Source organism: Geodermatophilus sp. SYSU D00710 (assembly GCF_054050195.1).
This window is the reverse complement of the sequence record NZ_JBJGYX010000027.1, coordinates 1-18631: the sequence shown is the minus strand read 5'-3', so window position 1 is coordinate 18631 and position 18631 is coordinate 1. Positions and strand designations below refer to the sequence as shown.

22 protein-coding genes are annotated in these 18631 nt (G+C 75.7%); 9 read left to right on the top strand and 13 right to left on the bottom strand.

The window, feature by feature from the left end:
- Position 1: 1 nt before the first annotated feature.
- Entirely contained in the window at positions 2-1018 is a 1017-nt protein-coding gene (locus tag ACI78U_RS13860; RefSeq protein ID WP_456875904.1) for an LLM class flavin-dependent oxidoreductase, read from the bottom strand.
- 173 nt (positions 1019-1191) lie between these two features.
- Here ACI78U_RS13860 and ACI78U_RS13855 point away from each other — a divergent pair, with 173 nt between their 5' ends.
- On the top strand, positions 1192-3408 hold the full coding sequence (locus tag ACI78U_RS13855) for a thiamine pyrophosphate-dependent enzyme (protein ID WP_456875903.1): 2217 nt from the start codon (positions 1192-1194) through the stop codon (positions 3406-3408).
- A 14-nt stretch (positions 3409-3422) separates the two neighbouring features.
- On the opposite strand, the gene ACI78U_RS13850 is transcribed toward ACI78U_RS13855, so the two are convergent.
- From ACI78U_RS13850 to ACI78U_RS13830, 5 genes are all read right to left on the bottom strand, one after another.
- Positions 3423-4064: an adenylate kinase gene (locus ACI78U_RS13850; protein ID WP_456875902.1), complete on the bottom strand. Its 642-nt coding sequence runs from the start codon at positions 4062-4064 to the stop codon at positions 3423-3425.
- Complete coding sequence (locus ACI78U_RS13845) at positions 4061-4540, bottom strand: universal stress protein (protein WP_456875901.1); 480 nt, start codon at positions 4538-4540, stop codon at positions 4061-4063. Before ACI78U_RS13845 ends, ACI78U_RS13850 begins: the two co-directional genes overlap by 4 nt.
- 1 nt (position 4541) lies before the next feature.
- Positions 4542-5975: an APC family permease gene (locus tag ACI78U_RS13840; protein ID WP_456875900.1), complete on the bottom strand. Its 1434-nt coding sequence runs from the start codon at positions 5973-5975 to the stop codon at positions 4542-4544.
- Between the two features lie 90 nt (positions 5976-6065).
- A complete protein-coding gene (locus tag ACI78U_RS13835; protein ID WP_456875899.1) occupies positions 6066-6869 on the bottom strand; it encodes a class I SAM-dependent methyltransferase in 804 nt (267 codons plus the stop codon).
- A 73-nt stretch (positions 6870-6942) separates the two neighbouring features.
- Positions 6943-7353: a hypothetical protein gene (locus ACI78U_RS13830; RefSeq protein WP_456875898.1), complete on the bottom strand. Its 411-nt coding sequence runs from the start codon at positions 7351-7353 to the stop codon at positions 6943-6945.
- A gap of 84 nt (positions 7354-7437) precedes the next feature.
- Between ACI78U_RS13830 and ACI78U_RS13825 the strand changes: the two genes are divergently transcribed.
- The 4 genes from ACI78U_RS13825 to ACI78U_RS13810 all read left to right on the top strand — a co-directional run bounded on the left by ACI78U_RS13825 (position 7438) and on the right by ACI78U_RS13810 (position 10780).
- The gene (locus ACI78U_RS13825; RefSeq protein WP_456875897.1) at positions 7438-7680 is read left to right on the top strand and encodes a hypothetical protein; all 243 of its coding nucleotides are present in this window, start codon (positions 7438-7440) and stop codon (positions 7678-7680) included.
- A 108-nt stretch (positions 7681-7788) separates the two neighbouring features.
- Positions 7789-8730: an NAD(P)H-binding protein gene (locus ACI78U_RS13820; protein ID WP_456875896.1), complete on the top strand. Its 942-nt coding sequence runs from the start codon at positions 7789-7791 to the stop codon at positions 8728-8730.
- On the top strand, positions 8727-9494 hold the full coding sequence (locus tag ACI78U_RS13815; RefSeq protein WP_456875895.1) for a CPBP family intramembrane glutamic endopeptidase: 768 nt from the start codon (positions 8727-8729) through the stop codon (positions 9492-9494). Before ACI78U_RS13820 ends, ACI78U_RS13815 begins: the two co-directional genes overlap by 4 nt.
- A 68-nt stretch (positions 9495-9562) precedes the next feature.
- On the top strand, positions 9563-10780 hold the full coding sequence (locus ACI78U_RS13810; RefSeq protein ID WP_456875894.1) for a glycosyltransferase: 1218 nt from the start codon (positions 9563-9565) through the stop codon (positions 10778-10780).
- Between the two features lie 109 nt (positions 10781-10889).
- Here the strand turns inward: ACI78U_RS13810 and ACI78U_RS13805 are convergent, their stop codons facing one another.
- From ACI78U_RS13805 to ACI78U_RS13790, 4 genes are all read right to left on the bottom strand, one after another.
- Positions 10890-11645 (bottom strand): SDR family oxidoreductase, encoded by a 756-nt coding sequence (locus tag ACI78U_RS13805; protein WP_456875893.1) that lies wholly within the window; start codon positions 11643-11645, stop codon positions 10890-10892.
- A 203-nt stretch (positions 11646-11848) separates the two neighbouring features.
- Positions 11849-12136, bottom strand: a complete 288-nt coding sequence (locus ACI78U_RS13800; RefSeq protein ID WP_456875892.1) for a hypothetical protein — start codon at positions 12134-12136, stop codon at positions 11849-11851.
- A 159-nt stretch (positions 12137-12295) separates the two neighbouring features.
- Positions 12296-13237: a PAS domain S-box protein gene (locus ACI78U_RS13795; protein ID WP_456875891.1), complete on the bottom strand. Its 942-nt coding sequence runs from the start codon at positions 13235-13237 to the stop codon at positions 12296-12298.
- Between the two features lie 150 nt (positions 13238-13387).
- Positions 13388-13702 carry a hypothetical protein gene (locus ACI78U_RS13790; RefSeq protein ID WP_456875890.1) on the bottom strand — a complete coding sequence of 105 codons (315 nt, stop codon included), beginning with the start codon at positions 13700-13702 and terminating at the stop codon, positions 13388-13390.
- A 273-nt stretch (positions 13703-13975) separates the two neighbouring features.
- On the opposite strand from ACI78U_RS13790, the gene ACI78U_RS13785 reads away from it, so the two are divergent.
- The gene (locus ACI78U_RS13785; protein ID WP_456875889.1) at positions 13976-14215 is read left to right on the top strand and encodes a hypothetical protein; all 240 of its coding nucleotides are present in this window, start codon (positions 13976-13978) and stop codon (positions 14213-14215) included.
- 143 nt (positions 14216-14358) lie between these two features.
- On the opposite strand, the gene ACI78U_RS13780 is transcribed toward ACI78U_RS13785, so the two are convergent.
- Positions 14359-14502, bottom strand: a complete 144-nt coding sequence (locus tag ACI78U_RS13780) for a hypothetical protein (protein ID WP_456875888.1) — start codon at positions 14500-14502, stop codon at positions 14359-14361.
- 223 nt (positions 14503-14725) lie between these two features.
- On the opposite strand from ACI78U_RS13780, the gene ACI78U_RS13775 reads away from it, so the two are divergent.
- Positions 14726-15634: an NAD-dependent epimerase/dehydratase family protein gene (locus ACI78U_RS13775; protein WP_456875887.1), complete on the top strand. Its 909-nt coding sequence runs from the start codon at positions 14726-14728 to the stop codon at positions 15632-15634.
- A 23-nt stretch (positions 15635-15657) separates the two neighbouring features.
- On the opposite strand, the gene ACI78U_RS13770 is transcribed toward ACI78U_RS13775, so the two are convergent.
- Entirely contained in the window at positions 15658-16455 is a 798-nt protein-coding gene (locus ACI78U_RS13770) for a MerR family transcriptional regulator (RefSeq protein ID WP_456875886.1), read from the bottom strand.
- Between the two features lie 78 nt (positions 16456-16533).
- Here ACI78U_RS13770 and ACI78U_RS13765 point away from each other — a divergent pair, with 78 nt between their 5' ends.
- Together ACI78U_RS13765 and ACI78U_RS13760 are read left to right on the top strand one after the other, a co-directional pair.
- Positions 16534-16887, top strand: coding sequence for a nuclear transport factor 2 family protein (locus ACI78U_RS13765; protein ID WP_456875885.1), 354 nt, complete (start codon positions 16534-16536; stop codon positions 16885-16887).
- Between the two features lie 35 nt (positions 16888-16922).
- Positions 16923-17669: an alpha/beta fold hydrolase gene (locus tag ACI78U_RS13760; protein ID WP_456875884.1), complete on the top strand. Its 747-nt coding sequence runs from the start codon at positions 16923-16925 to the stop codon at positions 17667-17669.
- 45 nt (positions 17670-17714) lie between these two features.
- Here ACI78U_RS13760 and ACI78U_RS13755 read toward each other — a convergent pair whose 3' ends face one another.
- Positions 17715-18482, bottom strand: coding sequence for an alpha/beta hydrolase (locus ACI78U_RS13755; RefSeq protein ID WP_456875883.1), 768 nt, complete (start codon positions 18480-18482; stop codon positions 17715-17717).
- Positions 18483-18631 lie beyond the last annotated feature (149 nt).

The window sequence follows — 18631 nt, the reverse complement described above, 5'->3', positions numbered from 1 at the left end:
GTCACGGCGACCGCAGCGCGGGCAGCACCTCCTCGGCGACCAGGCGGTCCGAGCGCTCGCGCACGTCGGGATCGATGTCGCGGGACCCGCCCACGACCGTCACGTGGGACAGGCCGAGCGCGATCAGCCCGCGCAGCCGCTCCACGCACTCGTCGGGACCGCCGATGACGCAGAACCGCCGCAGGAACCCACCGGACAGCGTCTCGGCCTGCGTCGCGTGCTCCAGCCCGTGGTGGTAGGTGTCGTAGTGCGCGCTGACGTCGGCGACGACGGCGGCGTCGGCCGTCGACAGGGACGAGCGGGCGCCGCGCTGGAAGTGGGCGGAGATGCTCGCGTTGCCGCGCACGAGCTCCTCCAGCGCGTCCTGGTCGGTGCCGACGCCCACCACGACGAACGCACCGACGTCGAGGGTCTGCGGGTCGAGCCCGGCGGCCGCGCGCGCCTCCCGTGCCGTCCGCACCGCCCACGCGACCCGCTCGGGTTCGGCGCCCACGGTCACGGTGACCCGGTCCGCCTGCCGTGCCGCGGCTCCGATGACCTGCGGCCCGGAGCCGAACACGTCCACGGGGACCGCCTCGTCGCCGGCGACCGGCAGCCACGTGATCCGGCTGCCGAACCCGTCGACGTCGACCGTGCCGCCTCGCAGGTAGGTCTGCAGCCGGCCGAGCTGCTGCTCGAAGTCGTGCGCCGACGGCGGCCGGAGCCCCACGAGCTCCAGCGCCGTGTCACCGCGGCCGACCCCGAGGTGCGCCCGTCCCCCGGTGACGTGGTGCAGGGTGGCGAACGTCGACGCCACGACCGCGGGATGGCGGGTGACGAGGTTGGTCACGGCGGTGCCGAGCCTCAGCCGCGACGTGGCCGAGGCGGCCAGGTACAGCGACCCGACGACGTCCATGCTGAGGTTCTGCGTGTCGGTCAGCAGCAGCCCGTCCCAGCCGGCGTCCTCCGCCGCCGCGGCGTGGGCGCGCACGTCGTCGGGCAGCGGGTAGGACCGCAGGTGGAACTCGGGAGCGGGCACGTCGGCTCCCTCCTGCCGACCGCGGGCCGGCCGGGTGCGGCTGCAGATGGCGACCACCCACCGCGAGGATGCCGCCGGGCGGCGCCGGCTGTCGAGGTGGCCGGGGGGCGACTCGGCGGCCGTCCCCGGGGCGGGTGCTGGACCGGGCCGTCCCCGCGGGACAAGGTGTTCCGGTGGAGCAGGTCGACGAACACCTCATCGAGACGGTCAAGGGCCTCGACGGCGCCGCGCGCGGCGGCGACCGGGCGGTCCTGCCCCCGGACGTCCCCGCCGAGGAGGTCCTCCGGCTGTTCGACGCCCAGCTGGGCAGCCGGCACCTGGACCTGGCCGCCCGCTGGCTGCGGGCCCGGGGCGAGGGCTTCTACACGATCGGCTCGTCCGGCCACGAGGGCAACGCGGCCGTGGCGGCCGCGCTGCGCCCGACCGACCCCGCGCTGCTGCACTACCGCTCGGGCGCCTTCTTCCTCGAGCGGGCGAGCCAGGTGGCCGTTGGCTCGGACCCGCTGCGCGACGTGCTCCTCGGCATCGTCGCGGCCGCCGAGGAGCCCATCTCGGGTGGCCGGCACAAGGTCTTCGGCCGCCGCGACCTCGCCGTGCTGCCGCAGACCTCGACGATCGCCTCCCACCTGCCCCGCGCCCTCGGCATGGCGTTCTCGATCGACCGCGTCCGCAAGCTCGGCCTGGCGGGGGAGTACCCACGCGACGCCGTCACCGTCTGCAGCTTCGGGGACGCCTCGGCCAACCACTCGACCGCCGTCGGCGCGATCAACGCCGCCGTGCAGGTCGGGTTCCGGGGGCTGCCGATGCCGCTGCTGCTCGTCTGCGAGGACAACGGCATCGGCATCAGCGTGCCCACCCCCCACGGCTGGGTGGCGCACGCCTACGGCAGCCGCCCGGGGCTGGAGTACTTCGCCGCCGACGGCGCCGACCTGCTCGACGCCGTCGTCACGGCCCGGCGGGCGGCGGACTGGGTCCGGCGGCACCGCCGGCCGGCGTTCCTCCACCTGCGGACGGTCCGGCTCATGGGGCACGCCGGCACCGACGTCGAGAGCGCCTACCGGCGGGCCGACCAGATCGCCGCCGACCTGCGCCGCGACCCGCTGCTCGGCACCGCCCGGCTGCTCGTCGACACCGGGCTGCTCACCCCGGCCGAGGTGCTCGACCGCTACGAGGGGATGCGGTCCCGGGTGCTCGACCTCGCCCGGGAGGCCGCCGGCCTGCCCCGGCTCGGGTCGGCCGCGGAGGTGGTGGCGCCGCTCGCGCCCGCCACACCGCAGGAGGTGGCCCGGGTCGCCGCGGAGGCCGCGCCGCCCGAGCACCGCGCCGCCCTGTTCGGGAGCACGCTGCCCGAGGACGAGCCGCCGATGACGCTGGCGCAGTCGATCAACCGGGCGCTGCTCGACGTCCTGGCGCGCCACCCGGGCGCCCTGGTCTTCGGGGAGGACGTCGCGGCCAAGGGCGGCGTCTACGGGGTGACCCGGGGCCTGCTGCGCAAGGCCGGTGCCGCCCGGGTCTTCGACACCCTGCTCGACGAGCAGACCGTGCTGGGGCTCGGGCTGGGTGCCGGCGTCTCCGGCCTGCTGCCGATCCCCGAGATCCAGTACCTGGCCTACCTGCACAACGCCGAGGACCAGCTGCGCGGCGAGGCGGCGACCCTGCAGTTCTTCTCCAACGGGCAGTACCGCAACCCGATGGTCGTCCGGATCGCCGGCTACGGGTACCAGAAGGGCTTCGGCGGTCACTTCCACAACGACGACGCCGTCGGGGTGCTGCGTGACGTCCCGGGGCTGGTCATCGCCTCGCCGGGGCGGCCCGACGACGCCGCGGCGATGCTGCGCACCTGCGCGGCGGCGGCGGCGGTCGACGGCGCCGTGTGCGTCTTCCTGGAGCCGATCGCGCTGTACCACACCCGTGACCTGTACGCGGAGGGTGACGACGGGTGGACCGCGCCGTACCGCCCGCCGGGGGAGTGGGCCGAGCACCACGTCCCGATCGGCCGGGCGCGCACCCACGGCGACGGGACCGACCTGACGCTGGTCACGTGGGCCAACGGCCTGTACATGAGCCTCCGGGTCGCGGCCCGCCTCGCCGAGGAGGGGATCGGGTGCCGGGTGGTGGACCTGCGCTGGCTGGCGCCGCTGCCCGTGGCCGACGTCGTGCGGGAGGCGGAGGCGACCGGCCGCGTCCTGGTCGTCGACGAGACCCGCCGCTCCGGCGGTGTGTCCGAGGGCGTGCTGGCGGCCCTGGTCGACGCCGGCTTCACCGGCCGGATGGCCCGGGTGACCAGCGCCGACAGTTTCATCCCGCTCGGCGACGCCGCCCTGCACGTGCTGGTCTCCGAGAGCGACGTCGAGCGGGCCGCCCGGGAACTGGTGCGCCGCGGGGACTGACCGGGTCGGGCCCGCTACCCGACCGGGGGCCCTGCCGTTCCCGGCGCACCCCGGCCGAGGGCGGCGAGCACCCGCGCGGCGACCACGGGCACCTCGCCGTCGGCGTCGACCCGCCGCAGGATCCCCTCGGCGGCGTAGAAGTCGACCAGCGGGGCGGTCTGCTCGCGGTAGACCTCCAGCCGGTGCCGCACCGTCTCGGGCCGGTCGTCCTCGCGCGCGACCCAGGCGCCGTCCACGAGCACCCGGCGCGCCGCCATCCGCCGGATCAGCTCGGCGTCGCCGACCTCGAGGTCGACCACGGCGTCCAGGCGCGTGGCCCGGGTCCGCAGCTCCTCACGCAGCCGCTCGGCCTGGGCCACCGTCCGGGGGAAGCCGTCGAGGAGGTACCCGTGCTCGCAGTCCGGCTCCTCCAGCCGCTCGACGAGCACCGCCGTCGTGACGTCGTCGGGGACGAGGTCACCGACGTTCGCGTACGCCGCCACGGTCCGGCCGAGCTCGGTCCCCGCGGCGACGTGGGCGCGGAACAGCTCCCCGGTCGACACCGCCGGCACGCCGAGCGCCTCGGCGAGCAGCGCGGCCTGGGTGCCCTTGCCGGAGCCGGGTGGCCCGAGCAGCACGATGCGCCGGACGCCGTCCGGTGCCGGTCGCGGGGTCATGCCGTGCCCCGGACGGCCTTCCTCGGCCGGGGGGCGGGGCGGACGACGAGCACCGGGCAGGGGGCGTAGTGCTGCACCCGCTGGGCGGTGCTGCCGAGGAGGATCACGTCGCTGAGCCCCCGTCCGCCGGCCGCCATCACGATCAGCCCGGCGTCGTGCTCGGTCGCCGCCTTGATGATCTCCGCGGCGGGCGACCCGCTGCGGATCTGCCTGCTGACCTCCGGGCCCCAGCCGTCGAAGACGGCCGCCACCGCGTCGACGGCACGCTGCGCCGCCTCGCGGAAGCTGCCGGCCCCCTCGCCGACCTCGTGGTGCTCGGCCTCGGAGATCTCGTCGGCGAAGGCCACCGAGGCCAGCGGCCGGAGCACCGCCACGACCGAGATCGTGTCGATCTTCGCAGGGTCGGCGAAGGACGTGAGGTGGCGGGCCGCGGCCAGCGACTGCGGCGACCCGTCGGTGGCGACGACGACGTGCATGTCAGACGTCCTTCCGAGCGACGACCTCGGGATCGCCGCGCCGGGCACCCGGGGGGCGGTTCCGCGAGCCGACGGTGTACTCGATGAGGAAGAGGACGACGCCGACGGCGATGAGCCCGGCGCACCAGATCAGCGACGACGGGTCGTCGTAGACGGCGAACCCGAGGATGGCCAGGTTGCCGAGCAGCCCGAAGATCAGCAGGGGCGTGTTGGCCCGGTAGGTGCGCTCGTCCTCGTCCCGCCCGCGCAGCTTGAGGCAGGCGACGATCACGAGGGCGTAGATGGCCAGGAGGAGCACGACCGTGACCAGGGCGAGGGTGTTGACCAGGTCGATGCCGCCGGCGCTGACGAAGATGCTGCCGGCGATGAGCAGGGCCGCGACCACCACCGCGCTGAAGAGCAGCCCCACCCAGGGGCTGCGGCGGGTGGCGTGGATCTTCGCGAAGACGCCCGGGACGACGTCCTCCTTGGCCATGCCGTAGAGGATCCGAGGCTGGGTGACGATCGTGACCAGCGTGGTGTTGGTGATCGCGATCAGCGCGATGATCGAGAACAGCGTGGTCATGAAGTCGGTCGAGAAGGGCAGGATGCCCTGCCTGACGACCTCGAGCAGCGCCGCGTCGGACTCGGCGAGCTGCTCGGTGGGCACGGTGAGCGCGGCGGCCATGGACACCAGGACGTAGACGAGGCCGGCCACGACCATCCCGCCGACCAGGGACCGCGGGAAGTTCCGGTGCGGTTCGATCGTCTCCTCGGCGACGTTGGCCGTGTTCTCGAAGCCGGTCATCGCGAAGAAGGAGAAGGCGATGCCGGCGAGGACCGCGAGCGCGGGGTTGCCGGAGACGCTGATGTCGGCGAGGACCCCGAAGTCGGCGTCGCCCTGGGCGATGAACCAGACGCCGATGACCATGATGATGAGCAGGCCGGCGACCTCCACGAAGGTCATCAGCATGTTCATCACCACGGACTCGGTGATGCCGATGAAGTTGACGACCACCAGCGCGAGGACGAACACGAGGGACACGAGCAACGCCGGAGGGCCGTCCCAGAGCGTGGCGAAGTAGGAGGCGAACCCGGTGGCCAGCGATCCGGTCGCCGCGAAGCTGGCCGACAGGAAGGACACGGTGACCAGGAAGGTCAGCGCCGTGCTGCCGAAGGCCTTCTTGATGTACAGCGAGGCACCCGCGGCCTGGGGGTACTTGGTCACCAGCTCGGCGTAGGCCGCCCCGGTGATGGCCGCGACGGTGACGCCGAGGGCGAACGCGATCCAGAACGCCCCGCCGACGGCGGCGGCGACCAGGCCGATCAGGACGTAGATCCCGGAGCCGAGGACGTCACCGAGGGTGTAGAAGAACAACTGCCCGCCGGTGATGGACCTCCGGAGCCCGGTGTCCTCCTCGTCGACGGTGCTGGCGCTGCCGCTGGTGTGGGCCACGAGGTCCTCGCTTCGTCGGGGGCGAGTTTCCGGCCCGTTCACGGAAGCGTCACCCGGCACCGGTGTCAATTCGAGCTCCCGGGGTTCCGGCTACCCCGCTCGGCGACGGCGGCCGATGCCGACGAAGTAGGGCGCGAACACGGTCGGGCGGACGGGCGCGGCGTCCATCCGCTCGAACGCCGCCTCCCAGCGGCGGACGTCGTCGGGCCCGGCGAGGCCCTCGGCCAGCAGGGCGCCGCGGGCCGCCCACGCCGGCGGGCGCACGCCCGGCGGGAGCGGCGCGATCAGGTACCGGCCCTCGTGCAGCTCGACGTCGAGGCCGGCGCGCTCGAGCAGGCGGGCCAGCTGCAGGCCGACCTGGAGGTCGTTGCCCCGCCGGCGGTGCAGCTCGTCGTATCGCTCCTCGAGGTCGGCGAGCTCCGGTTCGGTGTCGAGCGCTCGTCTCGCGGTCCCGTCGACGTCGACGAGGTAGACCGCTCCGCCCGGCCGCACCAGGGAGGCGAGGTGGTCGACGATCGCCTGCTCCCGGCCGCCGTTGTGCGCCAGCACGTGGCGCATCAGCGCGACGTCCACCGATCCCGGCGCGATCCCGCTGGCGGTACCGGTGCCCTCCCGCACCTCGACGTTGCCCGCACCGGAGTCGGCGACCACCCGCCGCGCGGCCGCGCGCGCCGACGCGTCGGGCTCCACGCCGATCACGCGGCCCTGCGGGCCCACGACCTGCGCGATCACGACGGCGACCGCCGCGGGACCGCAGCCGACGTCGGCGACCGTCGCGCCGGGCACGATGCCGGCGGCGCGCCAGTGGCCGGACTCCTCGCTGCGGGCCCGGTCGGCCATCATCCGGTAACGCCGGACCTCCTCGGCGGTGACCTCGAGTGCGTAACCGGGCACGTCGCCTCCCTGGGTCCCGCCCGGCATGGTCCCGCCCGGCCGGTGGCGGAGTCCACCTCCCCGGATCGCGTCCTCAGACGCCGCGCCGGGACCTCATCAGGTGGAGCAGTGCCCGTGCGTAGGCCTCGGCCGGGTCGCGACCCTCGTGCCCGCTCGTCGCGCCGTCGACCCGGAGGGTGACCCGGTAGCCGTCGCCGGTCGGCGCCAGCCCGGCGAACGCGTCGCCGAGCAGCTCACGGAGCTGGTGCTCGGCGGGCACCCACAGCGTCTCGGACTGCTCGACCGCGTCGAGCGCCCACTCGGTGGTGCCGTTGAAGCCGATCACCGGCCCGGTGGGGAACCGGTGGACCTCGATGGTCATGTCCGAGAGCACGAAGACGTCGGCGTCCATGTCCCGGTCGGGGATGACGAAGCTGTCGCCGCGCGCGGGGGTCCACTGGAGCCCCGCGTCCTGCAGGGCGCGCGCCAGAGCAACGGAGAGCACACCACCATCGTGCGATCCGGCCCGCCCGGCCGCCCGATCGGCGGTGCGGTGTGTGACAGTGCTCCGCTCGACGGGAGGAGTGGCATGCGGGCGCGGACGGTGTGGGGCGTCGTGGGGATCGGAACGGGACTGGCGGTCTCGGTCGGCGGCCTGGTGCTGGCGATCGTGGATCCCGGACGCGCCCTGCTCGGCGGCATCGGCTTCGGGGTCGGGATCCTGCCGTTCGTGGCCGGGCTGTTCCTGGTCCGGCCCGCCCTGCCCGAGGCAGGGGACGGCGGCGGGCGGCCGTGGGACACCTCGGGCAGCTTCTGGGACCTCTTCCGGTAGGTGCCCGCCCGGCCGGCCGCCCGCCGTCCGCGACGGGTCTCGGCGTCCCACGGCCGGATCGTGCCCGACCGGGTCGCGCGCGTCGCCCGTCCGCGTCAGGCTGGGGCGGTGCGAGTGCTGGTCACCGGTGCGTCGGGGTTCGTGGGCGGCCGGCTGGCCGCCGCGCTGGACGAGCAGGGCCACGAGGTCCGGGCCATGACCCGCCGGCCCGGGGGGTACGAGGGACCCGGCACGCCGGTCGCGGGGGACGTCGGCGACGAGGCGTCGCTGCGGGAGGCGCTCGCGGGCGCCGAGGCCGCCTACTACCTCGTGCACTCGCTGGGCGACGCGGACTTCGAGCGCAAGGACGCCGACGCGGCGCGGGCCTTCGCGCGTGCCGCCGCGGCGGCCGGCGTCGGCCGGATCGTCTACCTCGGGGGCCTGGGCCGGGACGGCGACCGGTTGTCCCCGCACCTGCGCAGCCGCCGCGAGGTGGAGCGGCTCCTGGGCGGCAGCGGGGTGCCGGTGACCGTGCTGCGCGCGGGCATCGTGGTCGGCCATGGCGGGGTGTCGTGGGAGATCACCCGCCAGCTCGTGGCCCACCTGCCCGCGATGGTCACCCCCCGGTGGGTCGGCACGCGGACCCAGCCGATCGCGGTCGCCGACGTCGTCCGGTACCTGGTCGGCGTCCTCGACGTGCCGCAGGCCGCCGGGCGGGTGTTCGAGGTCGGGGGCCCGGAGGTGCTCACCTACCTGCAGATGCTCACCCGGGTCGCCGACATCCAGAACCGGCACCTGTTCGTCGTGCCCGTCCCGCTGCTCAGCCCGCGGCTGTCCTCGCGCTGGCTGTCCCTCGTCACCGACGTCGACGTGGCCACGGGACGCTCGCTCATCGACTCGATGACCAACGAGGTCGTCGTCACCGACCCCGCCATCCGCTCGGTCGTCCCCTTCGAGCCGGTGGACTACGACGAGATGGTGCTCACCGCCCTGGTCGAGCGGGCGCGGGAACGCCGGCGGCGGATCGGGGAGCGGCGGGGCGGGTGGCTCAGCCGCGGAGCGCGGCGGTGACCCGCCGCCGCGCCCTCGCGGCGCTGGAGGCCCGGGTCCGGCGGGCGGCCGGGCCGCTGCTGCGGAGCGTGCCGCGGGACCACTGGGAGAGCGACGAGGCCTTCCGGCGGCGCCGGCGGGTCACCGGCACCGTCGCGGTGGCCGGCGCGTCGCTGCTGGGGGTGTCGCTGTCGACCCCCCCGGGCTCGCCGTGCTTCTACGGGCTGACCCTCGGGGTCGCCGGCACCTGGGTCGCCGGGGGGCTGGCGTCCGGGCCGCTGCACCTGGGACGGATGTTCGGGCCCGGCGACCGGCTGCAGCGGCCGCTGCTCACGCCGGTCGTCTCGGGGGTCGGCGCCTTCGGTGCCTTCTACGCCGCCGCGTTGGTCGCCCGGCGGATCCCGGTCCTGGAGCGGGCGATCGGCTCGGTGCTCCGGTACGCCGACCAGGGGTCGGCCCCGCTCGTGCTCACCACCACGCTGGCCAACGGCGTGGCGGAGGAGGTGTTCTTCCGCGGCGCGCTCTACGCCGCGGCGGGGGCCCGGCGGCCCGTGCTCGTCTCGACCGCGGTGTACGGCCTGGCCACCACCGCCACCCGCAACCCGGCGCTCGTGCTGGCCAGCCTGCCGATGGGCCTGCTCTTCGCCCAGCAGCGCCGGATCACCGGGGGGATCCAGGCGTCGGTGCTCACGCACGTGGTGTGGTCGACCCTGATGCTGCGCTACCTGCCGCCGCTGTTCGCCGACCGCCTGGCGGAGGAGGAGCGGGCGACCCCGGCCCGGTGACGGGAGCCCGGACCGCGACCCCTGGCCGCGGTCACCGCCGGCGAGGAAGCTGACCCGGGATCCCGACGGTGCGCGGAGTGGGGGCCGGGATGCGGATCATGCTGGTGACGGCCGGCAGCCGGGGGGACGTCGAGCCCTTCCTCGCGCTGGCGCGGCGGGCGCGGGACGACGGCCACGACGTCCGGCTGGGCGTGACGCGCGACTTCGTCGACGCGGCCGAGGGCGCCGGCGTCGACGTCGTCCCTCTCGACGCGGACCTCACCCGGGTGGTCGCCCAGCAGGGCGTGTCGGCCTGGGCGGCGCTGCGGTCCTACCGCTCCGTGATCCGCCCCCTGATGGCCGCCATGCTGCGGTCCGCGGCCGAGGCAGCGGTGGCGTTCCGCCCCGACGTGGTCGTCCACCACCCCAAGGTGCTCTCCGCGCCGATCGCCGCGGCGCACCTGGGGGTCCCCCACGTGCTGGTGGAGATCGTCCCGACGCTGACCCCGACCCGCGAGTTCCCCGCCGCCGGGGTCACGACGGTGGACCTGGGGCGGTTCAACCCGCTGACGTACCGGGCCGCGGCCGGCGCCTCCCGGCCGTTCGCGGGGACCCTGCGGGAGATCCGGGCCCGGCTCGGGGTGCCCGTGCGCGGTCGGCTCCCGGCTCCCTCGCTGACCCTCGTGCCGGTCAGCGGCGTCCTCCTGCCCCGCCCCTCCGACTGGCCGGACACCACCCGGATCACGGGGCCCTGGCACCGCCCACCGGCGGACCAGCCGCTCGACGCCGAGCTCGACGCCTTCCTCGAGGCCGGCGACGTCGTCTACGCCGGGTTCGGGTCCATGGTCACGGGCGACCCCGTCGCCCGCGGCCGGGCGGTCGTCAGCGCGGTCCGCGCGACCGGACGACGGCTCCTCGTGGCCGAGGGGTGGGGAGGCCTGCGGATCCCCGCGGACCTGGCCGGGGACGGCGTCCTCGTCCGCGCCGGTGTGCCGCACGCGGCCGTCCTGCCCCGCTGCCGCGTCGCCGTGCACCACGGTGGCGCGGGTACGGCGCACGCCGCCGTGCGGGCGGGGGTGGTCTCGGTGACGGTGCCGTTCATCGCCGACCAGCCCTTCTGGGGCGCACTGCTGCACCGGCGCGGCCTCGGCGCGGCACCCGTGGCCGCGCGGCGGCTCACCGCCGACCGCCTCGGTGCGGCACTGGCCACCCTGCCCGGGCCCGGCGCCGCGGCGGACGCCGCGCGTGCCATGGCCGGCGAGGACGGCTGCCGGACCGCGCTGGAGCTCCTCGGTCGCCTGTCCTGAGGGTGCGACGACGGGACGGGGCCGAGAGAGGTGCCCACGCGGGAACCCACGACCACGCCCGATCCGCGAGCGGGACTGCCCGGGTGACCGAGGCCCGACGGGCGAGGGGTCAGCCCCCGCTGTTGACCAGCGCGAACAGCCGGCGCGGGGCCAGCCGTGCCCCGAGCCGTGACACGCGTCCGAGCCCGATGGGGATCTCGTCCCGGCCGGCGTCCAGGCCCCTCATCACCTTGTCCAGGAAGGCGTCGAGGGGCATGGCCATGGGCGGCGTCGACGGCAGGTCGCGGTGCAGCGGTGTGTCCACGACCGGCGCGATGATCTCGACCACCTGCACCGTCGAGCCCGCCAGTTGCCGTCGCAGGCTGGTCGAGAAGGAGTGCACCGCGGCCTTCGTCGCGGAGTAGACGGGGGCCTTCGCCAGCGGCACGAAGCCCAGGCCCGAGCCGACGTGGACCACGCGTGACCGCCGGGCCCGACGGAGGAGGGGGAGGGCGGCTGCCGTGACGTTGATCAGGCCGGTGAGGTTCGTCGCGATCTCGGGTGCGACGTCCGCGGGTCCGGGAGGCTCGGCGGCAGAGAAGTCGAGCAGCCGCTGGATGCCCGCGTTGTTGACGAGGGTGGTCAGGACCGGGGTGTGCGCCGCCACCTCCGCCATCCCCCGGGTGACGGACTCCGGATCAGCGACGTCCATGACGACCGCGGACGTCCCGGGGTGCGCAGCCGCGGCTGCCTCCAACCGGTCCCGGTCCCGGCCCGAGATGATCACGCGGGCGCCCCGGGCGAGGAAGCGCGCGGCGAGACCGCCGCCGATGCCCGAGGTGGCTCCGGTCACGAGGACGGCCTCGTCGGTCACGCGCTGCGCCACGGGTCGGCCTCCCTGTGGGGGTGGGCGGCCCGGCGAGGACCGCGTCGCGGCAGCGGCCGTCCACGACCCGCCGACGGTGACCGAGCCGCGCCGGGGCCCGCGACGATCAGGGTAGGGCGGGAGCCGGCGCAGCCTTCAGGCCACCGGAGGCGACAGGACCTCCGCGGGCCCGGGGGAGCGGTGGCGGCCCGGCGTGGCGGAGGTCAGCCGCACCCGGGCGGCGTTCCGGCGGACGGGGAGCCGAGCAGCTCGCAGGGGTGGCACCGGGCGGCGGCGTCGACGTCCTCCCAGGGCCGGCGCATCCGCTCGAGCTGCTGCGGCGGGAATGCCTCGCACAAGGAGGCGCCGTCCCCGTCGAGGAGGTGGAGACGACGGTCCGGGGTCTCGTCCCCGATGGTCCGGGCCACCGGGAAGGGGGTGGGGTGCGGCCGGACCGCGTCGGCGACCTGCCGGTCGACGGGGACGGTCCAGGTCGTGGTGAGGGTCAGCATCGGTCCATCCAGTCGGCACCTGCACGGCGTCGCCGTGGACCGGAGCGACAGGGTTCCGCCGGGGACCGGGGCGGAGGGCCGCGGAGCGGCCGGTCCCCACGCTAGTCGCCTCACCCAGGCCGGGCCACGCGGGAGGCGTGCGGCCGGGTGTCCCCGGGCTCAGGGGGACAGCCCGAGGGTGACGACCGCGGTCGCGACGTCCTGCAGGGACGCGTTGTGCTCACGGGCGTGCCTGCGCAGCACCTGGAACGCCTCGTCGACGGAGGTCCCGCGCCGTTCCGCCAGCACGCCCTTGGCCTGCTCGATGACCACCCGCGAGGTCAGGGCGGTCTCCAGTTGCCCGTTGAGCTCGGCCAGCCGGTCCTGCACCCTCAGCCGTTCGGTGACGTCGCGGATGTTGCAGATCCGGGCCCGGACCGCGGGGTCGTCGAGCAGGTCGGTCACCACCATCTCGACGTGGCGCCAGGAGCCGTCCGGGCAGCGGAGACGGCACACCAGCGCAGGCGGCTCCTCGCACCCGTCCCGGTCGGGCGGCGGCGCCGCGGCCGGCCGGTCGTCGGGGTGCACGAGATCCCACAGGTGCGCGCCGAGGACGCCGTCCTCGGACCAGCCGAACAGCCGGGTGAAGGCCGGGCTGGCGTACGAGACGGCGCCGCTGCGGGAGGTGACCAGGACCGCGTCCGACGAGCGGGCCAGCAGTGGGCGCAGCGCGTGGCCCACGTCCGTGGAGACCCCCACGATCCCGACGAGTCGACCGTCGTCGTCCCGCACGCCGACGTCGGTGACGAGCGCGGAGAAGGTCGAGCCGTCCTTGCGGACGACGGTGAAGCCGCCGGACCAGGGCCTGCCCTCGCGCAGCGACCGCATGATCTCGCCGCCCTGTTCCTGCCCGGCCTCGGGGACCGTCACCTCCGCGATGTCGCGGCCCAGGATCTCCCCGGCGCTCCAGCCGTACAGCCGCTCGGCCGCGGGGTTCCACCGGACGATGCGGCCGTCGAGGTCGGTGGCGATGACCGCGTGCCCCAGGGCGCTCAACAGGCGGTCGGCGTCCGTCCAGTGGCCGGTCCCCGTGCCGGAGGGGGAGTCCTGGTCGCGAGCCACACCGTCACCACCCGATCGGATCGGTGGCCGGCTCTCCTCGCCCCCGGGAGAATCGTGCCGCCGCCGTCCGAAATCGGCAAACCGGCCACCCGGTCCGTGCCGTGACCCGGGAGCGCCGCCTCCCGCGTCCTGGACGGCGCCCGGGGCGGCTCAGCGTTGCCAGCGCACCTCGATCCGGGTGACCGAGACCTCGATCCACGGCCCGGTGGACCGCAGTGACAGCCCCTCCCGGGCCGCCTGCTCCACCGCCTGGCGGGCCGCCTCGGCGGCCCGGGCGGTGACGGCCGCCGCGATCGCGAGGGCCGACGCGGTGACCAGTGACCCGGCGGTCGTGCCACGGCGCAGGGCCGGGAGCAGGAACCGCACCGCGGCCGGCACCGTGTCCAGCGCCGTCCGGCGCTGCGGCACGCGGCTGCCGTCCGCCCGGTAGACCTCGTCCGGCTCGATGGGGTGCTGGTCGGCCACGGCGCCACTCCCTCCGTCGGTCCGGCCCGGCGTCGGGACAGGCGCCCGGTCTCGCCGCGCTCGGACGTGCCGATCCTCCCACCGGGGACTCCCCACGACGAGCCATCCGCTGCGTCGACGAACTGCTGGACCCGTCGGCGGATGCCCGGACCGACCGGTGGGCTCAGCGCTGTCCGGGCAGGGCGGGAACGGGGTGCACCGGGCACGTGCTGGTGGACGCGGCCGGCGACGGCGAGTAGACCGAGGGCCTCACTCGATGGGAGGGAGCGGGACATGACCACTGGTAGCGGCCAGGAGTCCGGACAGGTCACCGGCACCCGGGACAAGGACTACAACCTCATCTGGTTCACCGAGCAGTGCCTGAGCAACGCACTCCGGCTCGAGACCTACATCCAGGACGCCGACCGCGACGGCGACGGTGAGCTCGCCGACCTCTTCCGCAAGGCACAGGCGGAGAGCCGCAAGGGCGCGGAGCAGGGCAAGCAGATGCTCAGGTCCCGGCTCAGCGGCTGATCGGGCCGGTCGGAGAAACGCCCCCCGGAGAGCCGCTCGGCGTCTCTCCGGGGGCGTGGTCTCGGGTCGGGAGGACGGGAGCGGCCGGCGCCGGCCGAGGCCGGCTGGTGTGGACGCGGCGTGTCCTCCCTCGCGGAGATCGGTCAGGTCTTGGCCCGGCGCGGGTGCATCAGCCGCTCCATCTCCGTGGCGGCCCGCTGCTTCTCCTTGCGTTCGCTGCGCTTGGCCTTGACGGCCTTGCCCGACTTCTTCGTGGCGTGGTTGTCGTGGGGCGACTTGTCGGCCATGGGAGTGCTCCCTCGTCGGCGGTGGGAACGGCTCCTCTCTACGCCCGGTCGCCCCGGTGTGCCAGGGGGTCCGTCGCGTCCGTTCGGCTCGGGACGGGTCTCCGGCCCGGACACTGCGCGGCGTGGCTCCCCGTCCGGTCGACCCGGCGCGAGCAGCCCTCGACGCGGCCACGACGTGCCCGGCGTCGCGCGCCGTCACGGGCTCGCTGACAGGGTGGGCGGCATGGCCGCTGCATCTCCCGTCGTCGTGGTGACCGGTGCGAACGGGCTGGTGGGCACCGCGGTGTGCCGGGCGCTGGTCGAGCGGTCGGCGCAGGTGCGCGCCGTGGTCCGCCGTGCCGGCAGCGCGCCCGCGCTCGACGGGGTCACCGAGCACGTCGGCGACCCCGCCGACGAGTCCCTCGCCCGCGCGGTGACCCGGGGGGCCGACGCGGTCGTCACGACGGTCCACCCGATGGGCTCGCCGCGGGAGGTCCAGCACCGGGTGGGCGTCGAGGGCACGTCGGTCCTCGCCCGCGCGGCCCGCGACGCCGGCGTCGCCCGGCTGGTGCACGTGTCCACGGCCGGGGTCTACGACCGCTCGGCCGGCGTCGGGGACGTCGCCGAGGACGGTCGCCTCCTGCCCGAGGGCAGTGGCGACTACCCCGACACCAAGAACGCCGCCGACGCCGCGCTGGCACAGGTCGGTGGGCTCACGACCGTGCTGGTCCGCCCGCCGGCGATCCTGGGCGCCGGCGACACCTCGGTCTGGAACACGCTGCGACCGCAGGCGATCCGGGACGGCGACCGCCGGGCCAACCCGGCGCAGACCTGGCCCTGGGTGCACGTCGAGGACCTGGCGGCCTTCGTCGCGGACGTCGCCACGGGTGCCGTCGCGACGTCCGACGACCCGGAGCGGGGCCCCGTGCCCGGCGGCACGACCCCGGTCATCGTCGCCGGCGAGCCCGCGACGTGGCGGGACTACCTCGGCACGGTCACCGGCGCGCTGGGCGTCACCCCCGAGTGGACCGACGAGCCGGTGTGGACCGGGCAGCTGCGCACCGACCGCGCGCGCCGGTGGGGCTGGGTGCCCCGGGTCGGTCTCGCACAGGCCCTGGACGAGCTGCGGTGGGGTCTGACGCCGCAGGCGTGACGGACACCCGGCGACCGGGACCGTCAGCGCGGGGCCACCCGGAAGACCGGCCAGCCGATCTCGGTCCGCCAGGCCGACGGGTCGGGGGTGTCGCGCGGGCCGGCCAGGTAGGTCTCCCGCACCGGTCCGGCCACCGCGAGCGCGTTGGCCACCACCCAGGTCCCCAGCTCGCCGTAGGTGACGTCGATGTCGTCGTGCTCGCCGACGTGGGTGGCGACGGCCAGCTCGACGGCCGGCAGGGTCACCGGGTGCACGCGGCCGCTGCGCGGTGGCCGCGCCGTCGGCCGGTACACGAGCACGTGCCCGCGGCCGGTCTCGAACAGCGCGTTGTCGTACAGCCCTCCGGGGGCGCCGCTCGGCTCGCCGACCACGGCGTCCAGCTCGGCCATGGCGCCGGCGTACCAGCCGAGGATCTGGTCGTGCGCCACGTCGTCCTCGACCGCGGCCACGGTCGAGGCGGGCACCGCGCGCACCTCCACGTGGAGCGGGGCCGGCTCCGGTCGCAGCAGCCGGCGCAGCGACGCCACCGCGGCCCGGGTGCGGTCCAGTTCGGTCTCGAGCCGCTGCAGGTGGTCGGAGACCAGGGCGGCGCGGGTGACCGGGTCGGGGGAGCGCAGGATGCGCTGCACGTCGGACAGGGGGACGTCCAGCTCGCGCAGCCGGTGGATGACCTGGGCGGTCGGGATCTGGTCCGCGCTGTAGGAGCGGTAGCCGGTCGCCTCGTCCACGGTCGCCGGCTCGAGCAGGCCCGCGTCGTGGTAGCGGCGCAGGGTGCGCACGCTGAGGTGGGTCAGCCGGGAGAACTCGCCGATCGCCAGCACCGGAGCACTCTGCACCCTCTCGCCGGGGGAGGGTCCACCCCTTGACCCTCCCGCCCCGGGAGGCCACACCGTCGGGGCATGACCACACCGACCAGCATCCGGCCGGACCAGCTCCCGGCTCCGATCCGCGAGTACCTGGCCGCGCACGCGGCCCGCGACGCGGACGCCGCACTGCGCGCCTTCACGCCCACCGCCGTGGTCGTCGACGACGGCACGACCTACCGGGGGACCGACGAGGTCCGGCGCTTCCTGTCCCGGGCCGGAGCCCGGTTCAGCTACACCACCGAGCTCGTCGGTGCCCAGCGCGTCGACGCCACGCACTGGGTTGCCACCAACCGGCTGGAGGGCGACTTCCCCGGCGGCGTCGTCGAGCTCGGCTACCGCTTCGCGATGGACGGCGGGCTCATCGCTGAGCTCGTCATCGCCCCGTGACCCGCTCGTTCCCCACGGACCGGGAGGGAGGACCGATGACCAGCGGCACGCCCGAGGCCCGCACCGGCGCTCCGCCGACGGTGGTGCTCGTGCACGGGGCCTTCGCCGACTCGTCGAGCTGGAACGGCGTGATCGCCGAGCTCCGGCGGGACGGACACCCGGTGATCGGGGTCGCCAACCCGCTCCGCTCGCTGGCCGGCGACGCCGAGTTCCTGCGCGACGTCCTGGACGGCGTGGACGGGCCGATCGTCCTCGCCGGCCACTCCTACGGCGGCAGCGTGATGAGCGAGGCGGCCGAGGGGCACCCGCGGGTGAGGGCGCTGGTGTACGTCGCCAGCTTCCTGCTGGAGGCGGGGGAGAGCACCGGTGAGCTGGCCGGCAGGTACCCGGGCAACGAGCTGGGCCCGGCGCTGCGCCCGGTGCCCGTCCGTGGTCCGGGCGGGCGGCCACGCGACGACTTCTACATCGAGCAGGACCGGTTCCGGGAGGTCTTCGCCGCGGACCTGCCGGCGGACGTCGCCGAGCTGATGGCCGTCACGCAGCGGCCGATCACCGCCGACGCACTGGCGGACGAGGCGACCACGGCGGCCTGGAGGACCATCCCGTCCTGGACCCTCGTCACGCGTCAGGACCTGGCCGTCCCGGCGCAGGCCCAGCGGTTCATGGCCGAGCGGGCGTCGTCGCACACCGTGGAGGTGGACGCCTCCCACGCCGTGACCGTCTCCCGGCCCGACGTCGTCGCGCGGCTGGTCGACGAGGCCGCCCGCGCCACCGCCGCCTGATCCCGGTGGACGCGCGTTCGGGTGCGGGCACGGAACGGGTGGACGTCAGCGGCGGGCCGGCTGCGGCGCGCGGTAGCGGGCCAGGAAGTCGCGGAACCCGTCGACCAGGAAGGCGCGCGCCCTCCGGCTGACCGGAGCGGAGCCCGCGACGAGGTCGAAGCCGTGGAAGGCGCCCGGGTAGACCTCGAGGCCGACCGGCACGCCGGCGTCGCGCAGGCGCCGGCACCAGTCGACGACCTCGTCGTGGAAGGGCTCGATGTCCCCGACGAAGGTCAGCGTCGGAGGCAGGCCGGCGAGGTCGGTGGCCCGTGCCGGGGCCGCGTGGGCCGGCACGTCGCCGCCGCGCAGCTCGCCGAGGTAGAGGTCCCAGGCGGCGGTGTTGGTCGTGGTGTTCCACACCGGGGTGGAGTTGTCGCGCGAGGAGGCGGTGGGGCGGTCGTCGAGCATCGGGTACAGCGGCATCTGGAAGGCGACGGCGACCTCGCCCCGGTCGCGGGCCGCCAGGGTGACCGCCGCGGTCAGCCCGCCGCCGGCGCTCTCGCCGCCGACGACCAGCTGGTCGTCGGCGACGCCCAGGTCGCCGGCGTGGTCGCGCAGCCACAGCAGGGCGTCGTAGCAGTCGTCCAGCGCCGCGGGGTAGGGCGCGTCGACCGACAGGCGGTAGTCGGGCAGGACGACGACGGCGTTGCCGGCGGTGACCAGGCGCCTGGCCGTGGCGAGGCTCTGCTCCGGTGTGCCGATGGCGTAGCCGCCGCCGTGGATCCACAGCACCCCGGGCACCTGCCGACGGGGGACGGCCGGGCGGACGACCACCAGGCGCAGCGGGGAGCCGTCGCGGCGGGGGGGGGGGGGGGGGGGGGGGGGGGGGGGGGGGGGGGGGGGGGGGGGGGGGGGGGGGGGGGGGGGGGGGGGGGGGGGGGGGGGGGGGGGGGGGGGGGGGGGGGGGGGGGGTTGGGGGGGTG